This is a genomic window from Pseudomonas baetica, assembly GCF_019733355.1.
In the GTDB taxonomy this organism is placed as follows: Bacteria; Pseudomonadota; Gammaproteobacteria; order Pseudomonadales; family Pseudomonadaceae; genus Aquipseudomonas; species Aquipseudomonas baetica_A.
Map to the genome: position 1 here is coordinate 147,007 of NZ_JAIHLQ010000007.1, position 17,545 is coordinate 164,551.

At 57.5% G+C, this 17,545-nt stretch carries 12 protein-coding genes and 4 tRNA genes; 3 read left to right on the forward strand and 13 right to left on the reverse strand.

Annotated elements, in window-relative coordinates:
- Both K5E40_RS09185 and K5E40_RS09190 read right to left on the reverse strand, forming a co-directional pair.
- Entirely contained in the window at positions 1–927 is a 927-nt protein-coding gene (locus K5E40_RS09185) for a 1-aminocyclopropane-1-carboxylate deaminase/D-cysteine desulfhydrase (protein ID WP_221730445.1), read from the reverse strand.
- Positions 928–1,006: 79 nt separating this feature from the next.
- Positions 1,007–3,046 carry an NADPH-dependent 2,4-dienoyl-CoA reductase gene (locus tag K5E40_RS09190; protein WP_221730446.1) on the reverse strand — a complete coding sequence of 680 codons (2,040 nt, stop codon included), beginning with the start codon at positions 3,044–3,046 and terminating at the stop codon, positions 1,007–1,009.
- 208 nt (positions 3,047–3,254) lie between these two features.
- Here K5E40_RS09190 and K5E40_RS09195 point away from each other — a divergent pair, with 208 nt between their 5' ends.
- Positions 3,255–4,382, forward strand: a complete 1,128-nt coding sequence (locus K5E40_RS09195; RefSeq protein WP_221730447.1) for a carbon-nitrogen hydrolase family protein — start codon at positions 3,255–3,257, stop codon at positions 4,380–4,382.
- Positions 4,383–4,385: 3 nt separating this feature from the next.
- The gene (locus K5E40_RS09200; protein WP_221730448.1) at positions 4,386–5,426 is read left to right on the forward strand and encodes an AraC family transcriptional regulator; all 1,041 of its coding nucleotides are present in this window, start codon (positions 4,386–4,388) and stop codon (positions 5,424–5,426) included.
- 337 nt (positions 5,427–5,763) lie between these two features.
- Here K5E40_RS09200 and K5E40_RS09205 read toward each other — a convergent pair whose 3' ends face one another.
- From K5E40_RS09205 to K5E40_RS09255, 11 genes are all read right to left on the reverse strand, one after another.
- Positions 5,764–6,624: a DUF2242 domain-containing protein gene (locus K5E40_RS09205; protein WP_221730449.1), complete on the reverse strand. Its 861-nt coding sequence runs from the start codon at positions 6,622–6,624 to the stop codon at positions 5,764–5,766.
- Positions 6,625–6,924: 300 nt separating this feature from the next.
- Positions 6,925–8,781 (reverse strand): SurA N-terminal domain-containing protein, encoded by a 1,857-nt coding sequence (locus K5E40_RS09210; protein ID WP_221730450.1) that lies wholly within the window; start codon positions 8,779–8,781, stop codon positions 6,925–6,927.
- A 228-nt stretch (positions 8,782–9,009) separates the two neighbouring features.
- A complete protein-coding gene (locus tag K5E40_RS09215; RefSeq protein WP_008077714.1) occupies positions 9,010–9,282 on the reverse strand; it encodes an HU family DNA-binding protein in 273 nt (90 codons plus the stop codon).
- 148 nt (positions 9,283–9,430) lie between these two features.
- A complete protein-coding gene (gene lon, locus K5E40_RS09220; RefSeq protein ID WP_221730451.1) occupies positions 9,431–11,827 on the reverse strand; it encodes an endopeptidase La in 2,397 nt (798 codons plus the stop codon).
- Between the two features lie 162 nt (positions 11,828–11,989).
- Positions 11,990–13,273: an ATP-dependent Clp protease ATP-binding subunit ClpX gene (clpX, locus tag K5E40_RS09225; protein ID WP_016775335.1), complete on the reverse strand. Its 1,284-nt coding sequence runs from the start codon at positions 13,271–13,273 to the stop codon at positions 11,990–11,992.
- Between the two features lie 112 nt (positions 13,274–13,385).
- Entirely contained in the window at positions 13,386–14,021 is a 636-nt protein-coding gene (clpP, locus tag K5E40_RS09230) for an ATP-dependent Clp endopeptidase proteolytic subunit ClpP (protein WP_007951559.1), read from the reverse strand.
- A 93-nt stretch (positions 14,022–14,114) separates the two neighbouring features.
- Positions 14,115–15,425, reverse strand: coding sequence for a trigger factor (tig, locus tag K5E40_RS09235; RefSeq protein ID WP_221730452.1), 1,311 nt, complete (start codon positions 15,423–15,425; stop codon positions 14,115–14,117).
- Between the two features lie 402 nt (positions 15,426–15,827).
- A tRNA-His gene (locus K5E40_RS09240) sits at positions 15,828–15,903 on the reverse strand.
- 76 nt (positions 15,904–15,979) lie between these two features.
- Positions 15,980–16,064: transfer RNA gene (locus tag K5E40_RS09245), tRNA-Leu, on the reverse strand.
- 57 nt (positions 16,065–16,121) lie between these two features.
- Positions 16,122–16,197, reverse strand: a tRNA-His gene (locus K5E40_RS09250).
- A gap of 32 nt (positions 16,198–16,229) precedes the next feature.
- A tRNA-Arg gene (locus K5E40_RS09255) sits at positions 16,230–16,306 on the reverse strand.
- 275 nt (positions 16,307–16,581) lie between these two features.
- Between K5E40_RS09255 and folD the strand changes: the two genes are divergently transcribed.
- On the forward strand, positions 16,582–17,436 hold the full coding sequence (folD, locus tag K5E40_RS09260; protein WP_221730453.1) for a bifunctional methylenetetrahydrofolate dehydrogenase/methenyltetrahydrofolate cyclohydrolase FolD: 855 nt from the start codon (positions 16,582–16,584) through the stop codon (positions 17,434–17,436).
- The last annotated feature ends 109 nt before the right edge of the window (positions 17,437–17,545 follow it).

Sequence of the window (17,545 nt, forward strand, 5' to 3'; positions counted from 1 at the left end):
TCACGGCGCGGCCGCAAATCCGCGCCGTCCTTGCAAACCACCGGTATGCACGAAGATCAGTCGCGTGCCGCTGGTGAACCTGCCCGCTTCGACTTGCTGCCTGAGCGCCAGCAACGCCTTGCCGGTGTACAGCGGTTCCAACGGCACACCGCTGACCTGTTCGGTCTGTTCGATGAACCCAAGCAATGGCGGATCAACCTTGGCGAAACCGCCACGACTGGCGTCCAGCAGCTCATATTGCGCCTTGCACAGCCCGGCCTCGCGAATGATCGCTTCGACTTGTGGTGCCACGCCGTGGTCGTCGGGCACGGCCAATGCGCCGTATACCGGACGTTCGCCCGCCTCTGCCAGCACCAGTCCCGCCAGCGTCGTTCCTGTGCCGCAAGCCAACCACCAGCCGTGAAAATCGCTCCAGCCCAAATGGCTCAGTTGCGCATTGGCCTGCGCTTTGAGCGCGACGCAACCGAGGGCGCCGCTTAATCCACCGCCCCCCTCCGGTACCGCATGCAGCGTGGGATATTGCGCCTGCCACGGCAGCCAGAATCCCGGTTCATGCCGCGCCCGATAACCGCCGTAACCCAGCCAGTGCAAGTGCATGCCGAACGCTTGCAGATCCTTTACGGTGGGCGTTTCCTGGGCATGGCCACGCAACAGCCCGACCGTTTTGAAGCCTAGACGCTTGCCCGCCGCCGCCAACGCGTGCAGATGATTGGAATGTGCCCCGCCAAGGCTAATGATGCCCTCGGCACCGGCAAGATCGGCAGCTTTCAGGTGCTCGACGAGTTTGAACCACTTGTTGCCGCTGATCAGCGGATCGATCTGATCGAGACGCAGGATCGCCACTTCCACATTCGCGGCACTGAGCCAGTCCAGTTGGAGGCGTTCGAGGGGGGCTTGAGCAAGCCAATCGTTGGAGGGGAAAAGCATTAATGGCGGTTCCAGAACAAGAACCGCCATCTTAGCAGCCAGAGACACTCCCCCAGTGGGGGCGGGGAATTTGCCCTGCTTAGAGTTCGGCGGCGAGGCGTGAACCCTGATTGATCGCGCGTTTGGCATCCAGCTCCGCCGCCACATCGGCGCCGCCGATCAGGTGCACATTCTGGCCTGCTGCCACCAAGCCATCGTGCAACTCACGCAGCGGGTCCTGTCCCGCGCAGATGACAATGTTGTCCACTGCCAGCACTTGCGGCTCGCCGGTTTCGCCGATGCGGATGTGCAGACCTTCGTCATCAATGCTCAGGTATTCGACGCTATTGAGCATCTGCACCTGCTTGTTCTTCAAACCGGTACGGTGAATCCAGCCAGTGGTCTTGCCCAGGCCATCGCCCACCTTGGTTTTCTTGCGTTGCAGCAGGAACACTTCGCGGGCCGGCGCGTGCGGAGCCGCCTTGATGCCGGCCACGCCACCTCGGGCTTCAAGGTGAGTGTCGATGCCCCATTCTTTCCAGAACGCGGCTCGATCGAGGCTGGTGGCCACACCTTCATGCACAAGGAATTCCGAGACGTCGAAACCGATCCCGCCCGCGCCGATCACCGCCACACGCTTGCCGACCGGTTTACGCTCGAGGATCACATCCAGATAACTCAGCACCTTGGCGTTCTCCACCCCCGGAATCGCCGGCACTCGCGGCGCAATACCGGTGGCGAGGATGATTTCGTCGTAGCCGCCGTCTACCAGTTTCGCCACATCGACGCGGGTGTTCAGGCACACCTCGACATTCGTGGTCTGCAGCTTGCGCTTGAAGTAACGCAGGGTTTCGAAAAACTCTTCCTTGCCCGGCACGCGCTTGGCGATGTTGAACTGGCCGCCAATCTCGCTGGCCGAATCGAACAGAGTCACCTGATGGCCGCGCTCGGCCGCCACGGTCGCGGCGGCCAGACCGGCAGGCCCGGCACCGACCACGGCGATCTTCTTGATCTGCTGCACCGGCAGGTAGTTGAGCTCGGTTTCGTGGCAGGCACGCGGGTTGACCAGGCAACTGGTGAGCTTGCCGCCGAAGGTGTGATCGAGGCACGCCTGGTTGCAGCCGATGCAGGTGTTGATTTCATCGGCACGGCCTTCAGCGGCCTTGTTGACGAAGTCCGGGTCGGCGAGGAACGGCCGGGCCATCGAGACCATGTCGGCATCGCCTTCAGCAAGAATCTGTTCGGCGATTTCCGGGGTGTTGATGCGGTTGGTGGTGATCAGCGGAATGCTCACCGACCCACGCAGCTTGGCCGTGACTTTGCTGAACGCCGCACGCGGGACTTTAGTGGCGATGGTCGGAATCCGCGCTTCGTGCCAACCGATACCGGTGTTGATGATGGTCGCACCCGCCTGCTCGATGGCTTTGGCCAGGGTCACGATTTCATCCCAGGTACTGCCGCCCTCGACCAGATCGAGCATCGACAGACGGAAGATGATGATGAAGTTCGGGCCGACCGCTTCACGCACGCGGCGAACGATTTCCACCGGCAGGCGCATACGGTTTTCGTAGCTGCCGCCCCAGCGGTCAGTGCGGTGGTTGGTGTGCGCGGCGAGGAACTGGTTAATGAAATAACCTTCCGACCCCATGATCTCAACGCCGTCATACTCGGCAGTCTGCGCCAGCACCGAGCAGGTGACGAAGTCGCTGATCTGCTTCTCGATGCCTTCCTCGTCCAGCTCTTTGGGCTTGAACGGGTTGATCGGCGCCTGGATCGCACTCGGCGCGACCTGTTTCGGGCTGTAGGCATAACGTCCGGCGTGGAGGATCTGCATGCAGATCTTGCCGCCCGCCTCGTGCACCGCGCGGGTGACGATGCGGTGCTTGAGCGCTTCTTCCTCGGTGGTCAGCTTGGCTGCGCCGGAGTACACGCCGCCCTCGTCGTTCGGGCCGATACCGCCGGTGACCATCAGGCCGACGCCGCCGCGGGCACGCTCGGCGAAGTACGCCGCCATGCGTTCGAAACCGCCCGGTTTTTCTTCAAGGCCCGTGTGCATCGAGCCCATCAGGGTGCGGTTGCGCAGCGTGGTGAATCCCAGGTCCAGCGGGGCCAACAGGTGCGGGTAATGAGCGGCGGTCATCGGTAACTCCACAACGAGCAATCACGGAAAAATTGCGGGAGCTCTTTGTCCCCCATCAGTCATGCTCGACAGACTAAGAGTCGCATCGCTGTCACTCAATGACCGTAACTGACAACTTATTGATCCAAATGCGCAGCGCCCCTTGGCAAGTCCCGCCATGGGCCCTACCCTAGTCGCCACACCCTGCACCCGGCTGTTGTTGGTTTTCATGCGCAAACTTTTGTACCTGTTTTTTTCCATGGCCATCGTGGCCGTTCTCACCACCTATGCCATGTGGGCGGCAGACCGGCCTGCGGGGCATTACCTGTCGGACTTGCGCATCAAACTGGCGGTCGATCAGGGCACGCCTGCCGACCGTGGCAATTTGCTGGGTATCCAGCCAGAGCTGTTTCCTACCGACTATCAAAACCCCGAGCGACTGCACCGCAAGCTCGCGGCTTATTTGCAGCAAGCGCAGGATCAGGGCTTGTTGAATGACAAAACCGTGGTGGTGCTGCCCGAACATGTCGGCACCTGGCTGATGATCAGCGGCGAGAAAGACGAGTTGTATCAGGCACCGACTCTTGCCGAAGCGATGAACTGGCTGGCGGCGAGCAATCCGCTGCTGTTCGCCAGGGCTTGGCTCAGCGCCAAGGGTAGCGACCGTCTCGACGACGCTCACCTGCGCATGAAATCGCGCGCCATGGCCAAAGACTATCAGGCGCTGTTCGGGGGTCTGGCCAAAGAGTTTCATGTGACCCTGGTGGCTGGCTCCATTGTGCTGCCTGAGCCGAGCATCCGCGACGGCCAACTCAAACCCGGCAGCGGCGCGCTCTACAACAGCAGCGTGGTCTTTGGCCGCGACGGTGTGCCCCTCGGCCAGCCGCAACGCCAGATGCATCCGGTCTTCGACCAGCGTGACGTCATCCAGGCCAGTGAACAGACGATCAACGTCGTCGACACCCCGGCCGGACGCCTCGGCGTGCTGATCGGCAGCGACAGTTGGTATCCGGACAACTACCGCAAACTCGATGAACAAAGCGCGCAACTGGTGGCGGTGCCGGCGCAGGTGCTCGGACATGGTGCATGGGATCAGCCGTGGCGCGGCTATAAGGGTTCGAGTACACCGAGTTCAGTCAGCCTCAAACCCGGTGAAGTCAGCGAAGGCCAAGCCTGGCATCGCCTGACCCTGACCGCGCAGCCGCCCAGCAGCCGGGCGACTGCCGGGATGAGCGTATTCCTGCGTGGGCAATTCTGGGACAAGGCGAGTTCGGGTCAGAGCTTCCTCAGCAGCAACGGTCAGCAGTTTGCCGCAGGCGATGCACGCGGTGCATGTTTGCTGAATATCTGGTTGTAAGCCATGAAGCCGCTGCCGATGCGCCTCGGGGATCTGTCGGTAGGCTTTGTCCATAGCCTCGCCGACGCCGTGCGCAGTCATGGCGTCGACCCACTGCCGTTGTTGGACCAGTACGGTCTGGATGCGGCGCGATTGGCCGAGGCCGGTGCACGGCTTTCGATCCCGCGTTATATGCGTTTGGGTTATAGCGCGATTCAATTGACGGAAGATCCGGCGTTGGGCTTGCGCATGGGCCAACTCAGTCGCCTGAGCCAGGCGGGATTGGCCGGTGTCACAGCGTCGCAGGCCCCCACGGTGCGCGAAGCGGCCCGATGTCTGATCCGTTTTGAACCGTTGTACGGCTCCAATTACCGCGGCCAGTCGAGTTTCCACGAGGACGCCAACGGCGCGTGGCTGCGTTTCTATTCGATCAGCCCATACAACGCCTATAACCGCTTTGTGGTGGATTCAATCATCGCCGGCTGGCTGCATCAGCTATCCAGTGTCGGCGGCGAAGTGCTCAAGGCCGAGCGCATCGAAATCGAATTCGACGCGCCGGATTACCACGACGCCTACCGCGTGCTGGGCGATTGCCCAATCCAGTTCGGCGCCGAGCGCAATCAATTGCGCCTGAACCTGAGCAGCCTCGCCCTGCGCAACCCTCAGCACTGCCCGAGCACCTGGCGGCACCTGCTGCAACTGTGTGAACGAGAACTGGAACAACTGACCCGCACTCGCAGCCTGCGCGAACGCATCACGCAATTGCTCGGGCCTTTGCTCAGTGGAGGCCGGGAACCGGACCTGGAAGAAGTGGCGGCACGCCTTAAGCTGCCTACCTGGACTTTGCGGCGCAAACTGGCCGAAGAAGGCACACAGTTTCGCGCGATCCTCAATGACACTCGCCGTGATCTGGCGATGACCTACATCCGCGACACCGAACTGGCGTTCGGCGAAATCGCCTACCTGCTGGGCTTTGCCTCAGCCGAAGCGTTCCAGCGAGCGTTCAAACGCTGGAGCGGACAAACCCCGGGCGAATTTCGCCGCAGTCATCGCAAAACAGCTTGAAGCCTTATAGCTCGGTGGCGTCTTCGGCCGGCTCGGGCTGATCCAGTTCATAGGCCTGGAATTCGAGCAGTTCTTCTTGATAGTCGTCCATTGTGTCATCCCCCTACTGCTCTATTCGATAGTGTCCCGAGCATAGCGCGCCCGTGTGAAGGAAAAATGAAACAGCGCCTTCATGAATAAAACGTAGCAGGTGGTCAGGAATTTATCGCAGTTTTTTTGACAGCCCATAAAACAAAAGCGGGCTTGCTCGAGAAGAGGTTGTGTCAGTCGATGGAAATCCAGACTGACAAACCGCATTCGCGAGCAAGCCTGCTCCCACAGAGCTCCGGTAGGCGAATTATTGGCCGGAGGCTGGCATCGCCGGAATCGGCTCGGACGGCGGCGGGATGTCCGTCGGGTTGGCGGGTGGCGTGATGGTTTGCGTGGCTGGCGCCACCGGTTCAGCACTCGGCGCTGGGGTAATCGGGGTTGACTCGGCTGGCGGTACAACCGGCTCTGAACTGACCGGGACGGTTTCAACTGGCGCCGGCGCGGTAACCGCTGGAGCTGGCGTGGGTGCAGGAACAGGCTCAGCGGCGGGCGCAGGAGCAGGTTCTGCGGCAAGAGCTGTTTTAGGCTCAGGCATGCCCAGATCCGTCTTTGGCTTTTCTTCGATATGCGCCGCTTTCTTCGTTTCTGCCGGCAGGAACTGTTCTACCAGGGTAAAGAAACGCTCGTAGAACTTTTGCGCGGTCACCGTCTCGCTGGCAACCTTGACCATCGAATCGTCCGATGAGCCGATCGGCATAGACACGGAGCCCAGCACACCGACACCCAGACTGGCCGAGTTGTTGGTCTTCTTCAGTGCGTAGCGATCTTGCAGGGCGTTGGCGAACACCGTCGCATGGTGCTTGCCACTACCATCTTCGGCGCAGACCACGTTGAAACTGATCTCCAAGTGAGTTTCACCGGTCTGCTGGAAGCTCTTGTGGCCACTGACCAGTTTCGGGTCACTGCTGGTGATGATGTAGCCCTGACTGAGCAGCGCACGACGGGCCGCTTCGCAACTGCCCGTGTCGCTTACCGGATAGTTACGCGAAAACGTGCCGGAATCGTCGAAGCTCTCATGCTCATAAATCGGCTTGTCCTTCGAACAGCCAGCAACAGCGGTCAACAACAGCGCCAACCCGACAACACGCAGGGGAGTGGAAATCAACATTGAACATCCTGAGGGAAAACAGTCCGGGGCGTATTGTGCAACAGATCGCGGCCCGGCGGCGTATGGATTAGTGTCTTAAAACAGTTACAACGCTATCGCCCTTCAGTTGCGGGAGAAAGCCGCAACGATAAATCATCGATAAAAATCCGCGACTTCGCGGTAGCGGTGAGGAAAACGACTCAGGGAAGGTCGCTCGTTGAGCCTCTGAAAAGGCTATGTCGCCTGAACTGCCAACAAACAGCGCACACAAAAAACCCCGGCTGTCAGGCCGGGGCTCTTGTCTTGCCGCTCAGTCAGACATCAATAACGCTTGATCTCTGCCTGGGCTTCCAACTGCTTGCGATACGCAGCGAAGTCCTGCTGACCTTCACGAGACGCGAGGAAGCGACGGTATTGAGCCTTCTCTTCATCAGTCGGTGCAGCCGCTTCGTTGACGCCGTTCAGCCGAACGATCATCAGGCTACCGTCCGGCAGGGTCACGCTGCTGTACGTAGGCTTGTCCTTGGCAGCCGGCTTCGGCATGCGGAACAACGCTTGCAGCACAGCAGGATCAACACCTTCCTGAGCACGGGTTGCCGCTTCGGTGGTTTTCCAGCTCTGACCATCAACCGCCTTGCCATCGCGCAGATCAGCGATCAGCTTCTCGGCCTTGGTTTTGGCAGCAGCGCTGGCGTGCTCTTTGGTCAGTTGTGTACGAATGGCCGCACTCACGCTTTCCAAAGGCAGTTGCGCAGGCTTGAGGTGCTCCTTGGAGCGCAGCACGACCACGGTTTCAGGATCCAGTTCGATGGCAGTGCTGTTGGCGCCTTCATCGATCACTTCAGTACTGAACGCGGCAGTGACCACGGCACGGTTGGCCGCAATACCTTCGCCACCCTCACGGCCAAACGGCTTGGAGGTGTGCACGGTCAGCTTCAGATCCGCCGCTGGCTGAGCCAGGTCAGATGCCTCGAACGCAGTGTCTTCCAGTTGCTTGGTCGCCTCGACAAAACGCTGCTCGACTTGCGCCTCTTTCAGTTGGCGGGTCAGCTTGTCTTTCAGGCTTGCAAGGGTCGGCACTTCAGGTGCTTCCACGCCCAACAACTTGATCAGGTGGAAACCGAAGTCGGTGCGAACCGGCCCGGAAACCTGGTCCTTGGACAAGGCGTACAGGGCTTTCTCGAAAGCTGGATCGTAAACGCCAGGACCTGCATAACCCAGGTCACCGCCATTGTTGGCTGAACCCGGATCTTGCGAGAACTCTTTGGCCAGTGCTTCGAACTTCTCGCCCTTGGCCAGACGCGCCTGGATGTCTTCGATTTTCGCCTTGGCCTGCGCTTCGGTGGTCTTGTCGTTCACTTCAATCAGAATGTGCGCCGCACGACGTTGTTCCGACAGGTTGGCGATCTCTTTCTGATACGCCGCTTGCAGGTCTTCGTCCTTGACGGCGACCTGATCGAAGAAGGAAGACTTCTTCAGCTCGAGGTAATCGATGACCACTTGATCCGGGGTCATGAATTCCTTGGCGTGTTCGTCGTAGTAAGCCTTGACCTCATCGTCGGTCAGCTTGATCGCAGCCGGATCGGACTTGACGTTCAGGGTGGCGAAATCGCGGGTCTGTTTCTCCAGACGGGCGAATGCCAGCACTTCAGCGTCGGTGACGAAACCGCTGCCAGCGACACCGGCTCGCAGTTGGCCGATCAGCATTTCCTGAGCCAGCATCTGGCGGAACTGCATACGGCTGTATCCCAGCGAACGGATCACCTGGTCGAAACGATCAGAGCTGAACTTGCCGTCCACCTGAAATTCAGGTGTTTGCAAGATCACTTGGTCCAGAGCAGCTTCGGAGAAAGCGAATTTCGATTGTTCGGCACCTTGCAGCAGCAGCTTGCGATCAATCAGCCCCTTGAGAGCCGACTCGCGCAGCATCTTTTCGTCGAGCAAGGAAGCATCGAAATCCTTGCCCAGCTGTTGCATCAGCTGACGGCGTTGCATGTCAACGGCCTGGCTCAGCTCGTTCTGGCTGATTTCCTCACCATTGACCTTGGCCGCCTCGTTAGAGTGCGTCGTGGCCTTGAAAATGGCGTCGAAACCGGTCAGAGCCATCAGTGCAACGATGACTCCGATAATGGTCTTGGCAATCCAGCCTTGTGAATTGTCCCTGATATTCTGCAGCATGCGTCCCCCAGAAACGGTTGAACTTCAAAATTAGGCAACCGTGGAGCGTGGGTAGAATCCGGATAGAAGAAAGGCGCATCCGAGGATGCGCCTTCTCGTAACTGGCGGAGCGGACAGGGCTCGAACCCTCGATCCCGGCGTTACAGGCAGCTGTTTCAGCGACCTGCTCTACCGCTCCGCTGCCAGGTCAGGCATGACCCCGACCCGGATAGGTAAAAACCTGAAAACTTAGTTAACAGCTTCTTTCAGTGCTTTACCGGCTTTGAAACCTGGTTTTTTGGCCGCTGCGATCTGCAGCGTCTTGCCGGTCTGTGGGTTACGACCAACGCGAGCCGGACGATCAGTCACGGAGAAAGTACCGAAACCAACCAGAACAACGGAGTCGCCAGCCTTGAGAGCGCCAGTGACGGATTCGATTACTGCGTCCAGCGCACGGCCAGCAGCAGCTTTCGGGATATCAGCGGATGCAGCGATAGCATCAATCAGTTCCGACTTGTTCACTCTAAGTCCCCTTATATCTATTTTGAGATGATTCTAAGTTTTTTGGTGAAAGCAAAAACGTGTGCTGAATGGCCTACAGACACTTAAGAGCCGCTTTATAACAAGGGCTCTAAAAAGCTGTCAAGGAAGCCACCCAAGCAAAAACGTATTAATGCGTGCTAATTCTTTCCTTAGAGTCAGACTCACGTTTTTCGTCCTTGGCAACTATCTCCGGAGCCACATCCGGCAAGGGCTCCGGCGCGTATTGCAGCGCAATTTGCAGGACCTCGTCAATCCATTTAACCGGTTTAATCTGCAGATCCTGCTTGATATTGTCAGGAATCTCCTTCAGATCGCGCACATTCTCTTCCGGAATAATCACAATCTTGATTCCGCCGCGGTGCGCCGCAAGCAGTTTTTCCTTCAGACCACCAATGGCCAGCACTTGACCACGCAAAGTGATTTCGCCGGTCATGGCGACATCAGCGCGCACCGGAATGCCGGTCAAGGCCGAAACCAATGCCGTGCACATGCCTACACCCGCGCTCGGTCCATCTTTCGGGGTCGCCCCTTCCGGCATGTGGATGTGTGTGTCGCGCTTCTCGTGGAAGTCCAAAGGAATGCCTAGACTCTTCGCACGGCTGCGCACCACGGTCAGGGCAGCAGTGATCGATTCGACCATTACATCGCCCAGCGAACCAGTCTTGATCAACTGGCCTTTACCTGGCACAACAGCGGCTTCAATGGTTAGCAATTCGCCCCCCACCTGAGTCCAGGCAAGGCCAGTAACCTGACCGATCTGATCCTGCTGCTCGGCCAGACCGTAGCGGAATTTGCGCACACCGAGGAAGTGTTCCAGCAAGTCTGCTGTCACTTTCACCGAGAAGCGTTTTTCCATCGCGTGCTCTTTAACGGCCTTGCGGCAGACCTTGGCGATCTGACGTTCAAGGCCACGCACACCGGCTTCACGGGTGTAGTAGCGGATGATGTCGCGGATCGCCTCTTCGTCGAATTCCAGCTCGCCTTTCTTCAGACCATTGGCAGTGATCTGCTTTGGCGACAGGTATTTGACCGCAATGTTGATCTTCTCGTCTTCGGTGTAGCCCGGCAGACGGATGACTTCCATCCGGTCCAGCAGCGCCGGCGGGATGTTCATCGAGTTGGAGGTGCACAGGAACATCACATCCGAGAGGTCGTAATCGACTTCCAGATAGTGGTCGTTGAAGTTGTGGTTCTGCTCGGGATCGAGCACTTCCAGCAACGCCGATGCTGGATCGCCACGCATGTCGCTGCCCATTTTGTCGATTTCATCGAGCAGGAAGAGCGGGTTACGGACGCCTACCTTTGTCATCTTTTGAATCAATCTTCCGGGCATCGAACCGATGTAAGTCCGGCGGTGACCTCGAATTTCCGCTTCATCACGCACGCCACCCAAGGCCATGCGGACGAATTTACGGTTTGTGGCGTGGGCAATCGACTCCGCCAGCGAAGTTTTACCCACGCCCGGAGGACCGACCAGGCACAACACCGGGCCACGGATTTTCTTCACGCGTTTTTGTACGGCGAGGTATTCAAGGATGCGCTCCTTGACCTCTTCGAGACCGTAGTGATCAGCATCGAGAATGTCTTCTGCGCGAGCAAGGTCCAGGCGCACTTTGCTCTGGGCCTTCCACGGCACCTGCACCAACCAGTCGATGTACGAGCGCACCACAGTGGCCTCTGCGGACATCGGCGACATTTGCTTGAGCTTGTTCAACTCGGCAGTGGCTTTGGCCAAGGCGTCTTTCGGCAGACCGGCAGCGTCGATGCGCTTTTTCAGGTCTTCGATTTCGTTGTGGCCTTCGTCGCTGTCGCCGAGTTCCTTCTGAATGGCCTTCATCTGCTCATTCAGGTAGTACTCACGCTGACTGCGCTCCATCTGCTTTTTAACGCGACCGCGAATGCGTTTTTCGACTTGCAGCAGGTCAATCTCGGCGTCCAGCAACGCCAAGACGTGCTCAACCCGGGCCGACAAATCGATGATTTCGAGGATTTCCTGCTTCTGCTCGATTTTCAGCGCCATGTGGGCGGCCATGGTATCGACCAGACGGCCCGGTTCTTCGATGCTGTTGAGCGACGACAGGACTTCCGCGGGGACTTTTTTGCCCAACTGCACATATTGTTCGAACTGAGACAGCAGTGTACGCACGAACACTTCGGACTCGCGCTCGGCAGCGTCGACTTCTTCAATCAAGGAGACTTCGGCACGACAGTGGCCGTCGACTTCGCTGAAGCGCTCAACGGTACCGCGCTGCTCACCCTCGACCAGAACCTTGACGGTGCCGTCAGGCAGCTTGAGCAGCTGTAGAACAGTGGCAATGGTACCTACGCGATAGAGAGCGTCTTCACCGGGATCATCATCAGCCGGGTTTCTCTGGGCCAGCAGCAAAATCTGCTTGTCGCCCGTCATCGCTGCCTCGAGGGCTTCGATGGATTTCTCGCGCCCCACGAACAGCGGGATAACCATGTGCGGATAAACGACGACATCACGCAATGGCAGGAGAGGCAATTCGATGGTTGTCTTCATGATTTCGCCTCTACGGCGGCCATATGGCCGTAATCAGATGGAATTAAGCTTGAAACCAAGATGGGGGCTGCCTTGAAAAAAAACAAGCGCAAAGCGGATGTAAAAAACGACTAAAAAAAAAGAGGCCCGAAGGCCCCTTCTTTGTTCCGGCAGCGTAGACGCTTAAGCGTCCGGTGCTGCCTTGGCAGTCGGCTCACTGTTCTCGTAGATATACAGTGGCTTGGACTTGCCTTCGATCACACTCTCATCGATGACGACTTTGCTCACCTCGGACTGCGAGGGGATTTCGTACATCGTATCAAGCAGCACACCTTCGAGAATCGAACGCAGGCCACGGGCACCGGTTTTACGTTCCAGGGCACGCTTGGCGACCGATTTCAGCGCGTCGGAGCGGAACTCCAGATCCACGCCTTCCATCTCGAACAGCTTTGCATACTGCTTGGTCAGAGCGTTTTTCGGCTCGGTGAGGATCTGCATCAGCGCAGCCTCGTCCAGCTCGTCCAGTGTCGCAAGGACTGGCAGACGACCGACGAATTCCGGGATCAGACCGAACTTGACCAGATCGTCAGGCTCGACTTCACGCAGGGACTCGCCGACTTTCTTGCCCTCTTCCTTGCTGCGAACTTCTGCATTGAAACCGATGCCACCTTTGGTGGAACGATTCTGGATAACCTTCTCGAGACCCGAGAACGCACCACCGCAGATGAACAAAATGTTACGGGTGTCGACCTGCAGGAATTCCTGCTGCGGATGCTTGCGGCCACCTTGCGGCGGTACGGAAGCGACCGTGCCTTCGATCAACTTGAGCAAGGCCTGCTGCACGCCTTCACCGGAAACGTCCCGGGTGATCGACGGGTTGTCGGACTTGCGGGAAATCTTGTCGATTTCGTCGATATAGACAATACCCATCTGGGCCTTCTCTACGTCGTAATCACACTTCTGCAGCAGCTTCTGAATGATGTTCTCGACATCTTCACCTACGTAACCCGCCTCGGTGAGGGTGGTTGCGTCAGCGATGGTGAACGGAACGTTCAGCAAGCGGGCCAGTGTTTCGGCCAGCAGGGTTTTACCAGAGCCTGTCGGGCCGATCAGCAGGATGTTGCTCTTGCCGAGTTCGACGTCGTCAGCCTTTTTGTCACGCTGGTTCAGGCGTTTGTAGTGGTTATACACCGCTACGGCCAGAACCTTCTTCGCACGCTCTTGACCAATCACATACTGATCAAGGATGCCGCTGATTTCTTTAGGCGAAGGCAATTTATGCGCGCTGCTTTCGGCCTGGGCTTCCTGCACCTCCTCGCGGATGATGTCATTGCACAGGTCGACGCACTCGTCGCAGATAAAGACCGAGGGGCCGGCAATCAATTTGCGCACTTCATGCTGGCTTTTGCCACAGAAGGAGCAATAGAGCAGCTTGCCGTTGTCCTCGCCGTTGCGGGTGTCAGTCATTCGTTCGATCCAAATCCGATAGGCTTGCAACACAAGATGAAGGCTATTGCGGGCTTTTTCAAGCCCGCCGCTGATCAGACGCGCCGACCAAGCCTATTTTGAGCTGCTTATTTTAAGCTGGGCGCTGGTTGATCACTTCGTCGATCAAGCCATATTCCTTCGCAGCTTCTGCACTCATGAAGTTATCGCGGTTGGTATCGCGCTCGATTTCTTCAAGGGTACGACCGCTGTGCTTGGCCATCAGCGTGTTCAGGCGCTCGCGAATAAAGAGGATTTCCTTGGCATGGATTTCGATATCCGATGCCTGCCCCTGGAAACCACCCAGTGGCTGGTGAATCATCACGCGCGAGTTCGGCAGGCAAAAACGCTTGCCTGGAGCACCGGCGGTCAACAAGAACGCGCCCATGCTGCATGCCTGACCGATGCAAGTGGTCGATACGTTGGGTTTGATGAACTGCATGGTGTCGTAAATCGACATGCCCGCTGTCACCGAACCGCCCGGGGAGTTGATATAGAGATGGATGTCCTTGTCCGGGTTTTCCGCTTCAAGGAACAGCAGTTGCGCACAGATCAGATTGGCCATGTAGTCCTCTACCGGACCAACCAGAAAGATCACTCGTTCCTTGAGCAGGCGCGAGTAGATGTCATAGGCGCGTTCGCCACGAGCAGATTGCTCGACAACCATAGGGACCAGGCCGCCTGCGGCCTGGATATCAGAGTTCTGCTGAATATACGAATTACGGAACATGCTCTGCAGTCACTCCCAAATAGTTATGTCTTGAATACGCATAAGCCAGCTCGAGAGCTGGCTTATGGTGTGCACTTCTTAACGCAAAAACAATCAGTCGGCTGTTGGAGCTTCTACCGGCTTGACCGCTTCTTCGTAAGAGACCGATTTGTCGGTCACGCTAGCTTTCTGCAGAACAGTATCCACAACTTGTTCTTCCAGCACAACCGAACGAACCTCGTTCAGTTGTTGGTCGTTCTTGTAGTACCACGACACGACCTGCTCAGGCTCTTGGTAAGCCGAAGCCATTTCCTGAATCATTTCACGAACACGGGCATCGTCAGGCTTGAGGTCGAACTGCTTGACCACTTCAGCCACGATCAGACCCAGCACTACGCGGCGCTTAGCTTGCTCTTCGAACAGCTCGGCCGGCAGTTGGTCAGGCTTGATGTTGCCACCGAACTGCTGAACAGCCTGCACGCGCAGACGGTCAACTTCATTGGACAGCAGAGCCTTAGGCACTTCGATCGGGTTGGTGGCCAGCAGACCGTCCATTACCTGATTTTTCACCTTGGATTTGATCGCCTGACGCAGTTCACGCTCCATGTTCTTGCGAACTTCGGTGCGGAAGCCGTCGATGCCGCTTTCCTTGATACCGAATTGAGCGAAGAACTCTTCGTTCAACTCAGGCAGCTTTGGCTCGGAGACAGTGTTGACAGTCACGGTGAACTCAGCGGTTTTACCCGCCAGATCCAGGTTCTGATAGTCCTCAGGGAAGGTCAGGTTCAGAACGCGCTCTTCGCCCGCCTTAGCGCCCACCAGGCCTTCTTCGAAGCCCGGGATCATGCGGCCGGAACCCAGAACCAGCTGAGTACCTTTGGCGGAGCCACCTGCAAACACTTCGCCATCAACCTTGCCAACGAAATCGATGTTCAGTTGGTCTTCGTTCTGGGCAGCACGATCAGCCACTTCAAAACGGGTGTTCTGCTTGCGCAGGATGTCGAGCATTTTGTCCAGGTCAGCGTCAGCCACGTCAGCGCTCAGGCGCTCAACGGTGATGCCTTCGAAACCGGCAACGGTGAACTCAGGGAACACTTCGAATACAGCAACGTATTCCAGATCCTTGCCAGCTTCGAGCGATTTAGGCTCGATCGAAGGCGAACCAGCCGGGTTCAGCTTCTGCTCAACCACAGCTTCATAGAAGGAGGACTGGATGACATCACCAACAGCTTCCTGGCGAGCGTCAGCACCGAAACGGCGCTTGATTTCGCTCATTGGCACTTTGCCTGGACGGAAGCCAGCAATCTTGGCCTTTTGGGCAGTCTGCTGCAGACGCTTGTTGACCTGGCTCTCAATGCGCTCAGCCGGCACGGTGACGCTCATGCGGCGCTCAAGAGCAGTAGTATTTTCAACAGAAACTTGCATGGATATTCCTCGTTGCACAGACGTTAGCCGGCCGTTTCCGACCCCAGAATCAAGGGCATGCATTCTAGTGGGTCAAACTCAAGAAGTCACCCTACTGAAAACGGGTAAAAAAACAGCAGGCAATTTATAGGGACCGTTGCACGAATGCGTCGCGCCCCACAGGCGAATACAACCAATCACGCCAGGGCTCCGCGCCGATCTCCTCTATATATAGAAGAGACCGCCAATCACGCCCTGACGGCCGACCCTGCAAGCAAGCCCGGCGAGCAGCACAGAATCATCGAGCAACATAAACACGACGAAACGCCCCACTCCTGCGAATCGAAGCCGGCAATCGCCAAGTCTTCAAATCGCTAAAACAAAAAAGGCGCCAGACTGTTAAATCTGGCGCCTTTCGAAATATGGGGTGGACGATGGGGATCGAACCCACGACAACGGGAGTCACAATCCCGTGCTCTACCAACTGAGCTACGCCCACCATATTGCGTAACAAAAAAGCCAAACAACTTCTTTGTTGAACCTCACCCGCCCGAAGACATGAATGAAGCTTTAATTGGTGCGGATGAAGAGACTCGAACTCTTACGCCTCGCGGCGCTGGAACCTAAATCCAGTGTGTCTACCAATTCCACCACATCCGCGGATCAAGCTTTTAAAGCAAAGGCGCCAGACTGTTACATCTGGCGCCTTTCGAAATATGGGGTGGACGATGGGGATCGAACCCACGACAACGGGAGTCACAATCCCGTGCTCTACCAACTGAGCTACGCCCACCATATCGCGTTACTTGTGCCAAAGCTGCCTAATGGCGCACCCGGCAGGACTCGAACCTGCGACCATCCGCTTAGAAGGCGGATGCTCTATCCAGCTGAGCTACGGGCGCCTTATTAATCTGTACTCTTAAAGGACTACAAACTAAGTGCTTTCCAGTGTCGCAGAACCTTGATTCCGCTCCACCTTCTTAACCAGTGCTAGGCTGTGCCCGACAAGTGCGACGAATAGTATAGAGCGCTCCGGATGTCGTCAAATCCTTTTTAAAAAAAATTCATTTAATTAAAGGAGTTAGAGGAATTTGCTGACCAAGCGCCTTTGCCGTCAACGCTCGACATGCGAGAATGCGTTCTCTTTTTTTCCCCTCTCGATGGTTAATCACGCGCAATGACTGCACAACTAATCGACGGCAAATCGATCGCCGCCAGCCTGCGCCAGCAGATCGCCAAACGAGTTGCCGAGCGTCGCCAGCAAGGCCTGCGCACTCCCGGCCTCGCGGTGATCCTGGTCGGCAGCGATCCTGCCTCTCAGGTTTATGTCTCGCACAAGCGTAAAGACTGTGAAGAGGTCGGTTTCCTCTCTCAAGCCTACGACCTGCCCTCTGAAACCACGCAAGAAGCGTTGACCGATCTGATTGATCGCCTCAACGACGACCCGGCAATCGACGGCATTCTGTTGCAACTGCCGCTGCCCGAGCATCTGGATGCCTCCAAACTGCTGGAGCGCATTCGCCCGGACAAAGACGTCGACGGCTTCCATCCTTATAACGTCGGGCGTCTGGCCCAACGTATCCCTCTGCTGCGTCCGTGCACCCCTAAAGGCATCATTACTTTGCTGGAAAGCACAGGCGTTGATCTTTACGGACTGGACGCAGTTGTGGTCGGCGCCTCCAACATCGTCGGTCGCCCGATGGCGATGGAGCTGTTACTGGCCGGCTGTACCGTGACCGTGACCCATCGCTTCACCAAGGATCTGGCCGAGCACGTCGGCCGTGCTGATCTGGTCGTTGTGGCTGCCGGCAAGCCGGGCCTGGTCAAAGGCGAGTGGATCAAGGAAGGCGCGATCGTAATCGATGTCGGAATCAACCGTCAGGACGACGGCAAACTGGTCGGTGACGTTGTCTACGAAACCGCCCTGCCCCGCGCTGGCTGGATCACGCCGGTACCGGGTGGCGTCGGCCCGATGACCCGTGCCTGCCTGCTGGAAAACACCCTCTACGCAGCGGAAACCCTGCACGCCTGAGTGGTATTTTTCACGCGCTAGCAATACCCCCGAGAACCCCGCCGCGTGCGGGGTTTTTCATGCCTGAGAAAAAACTGTAACCGTTCGCCGGAAACCCCTATTTCTACAG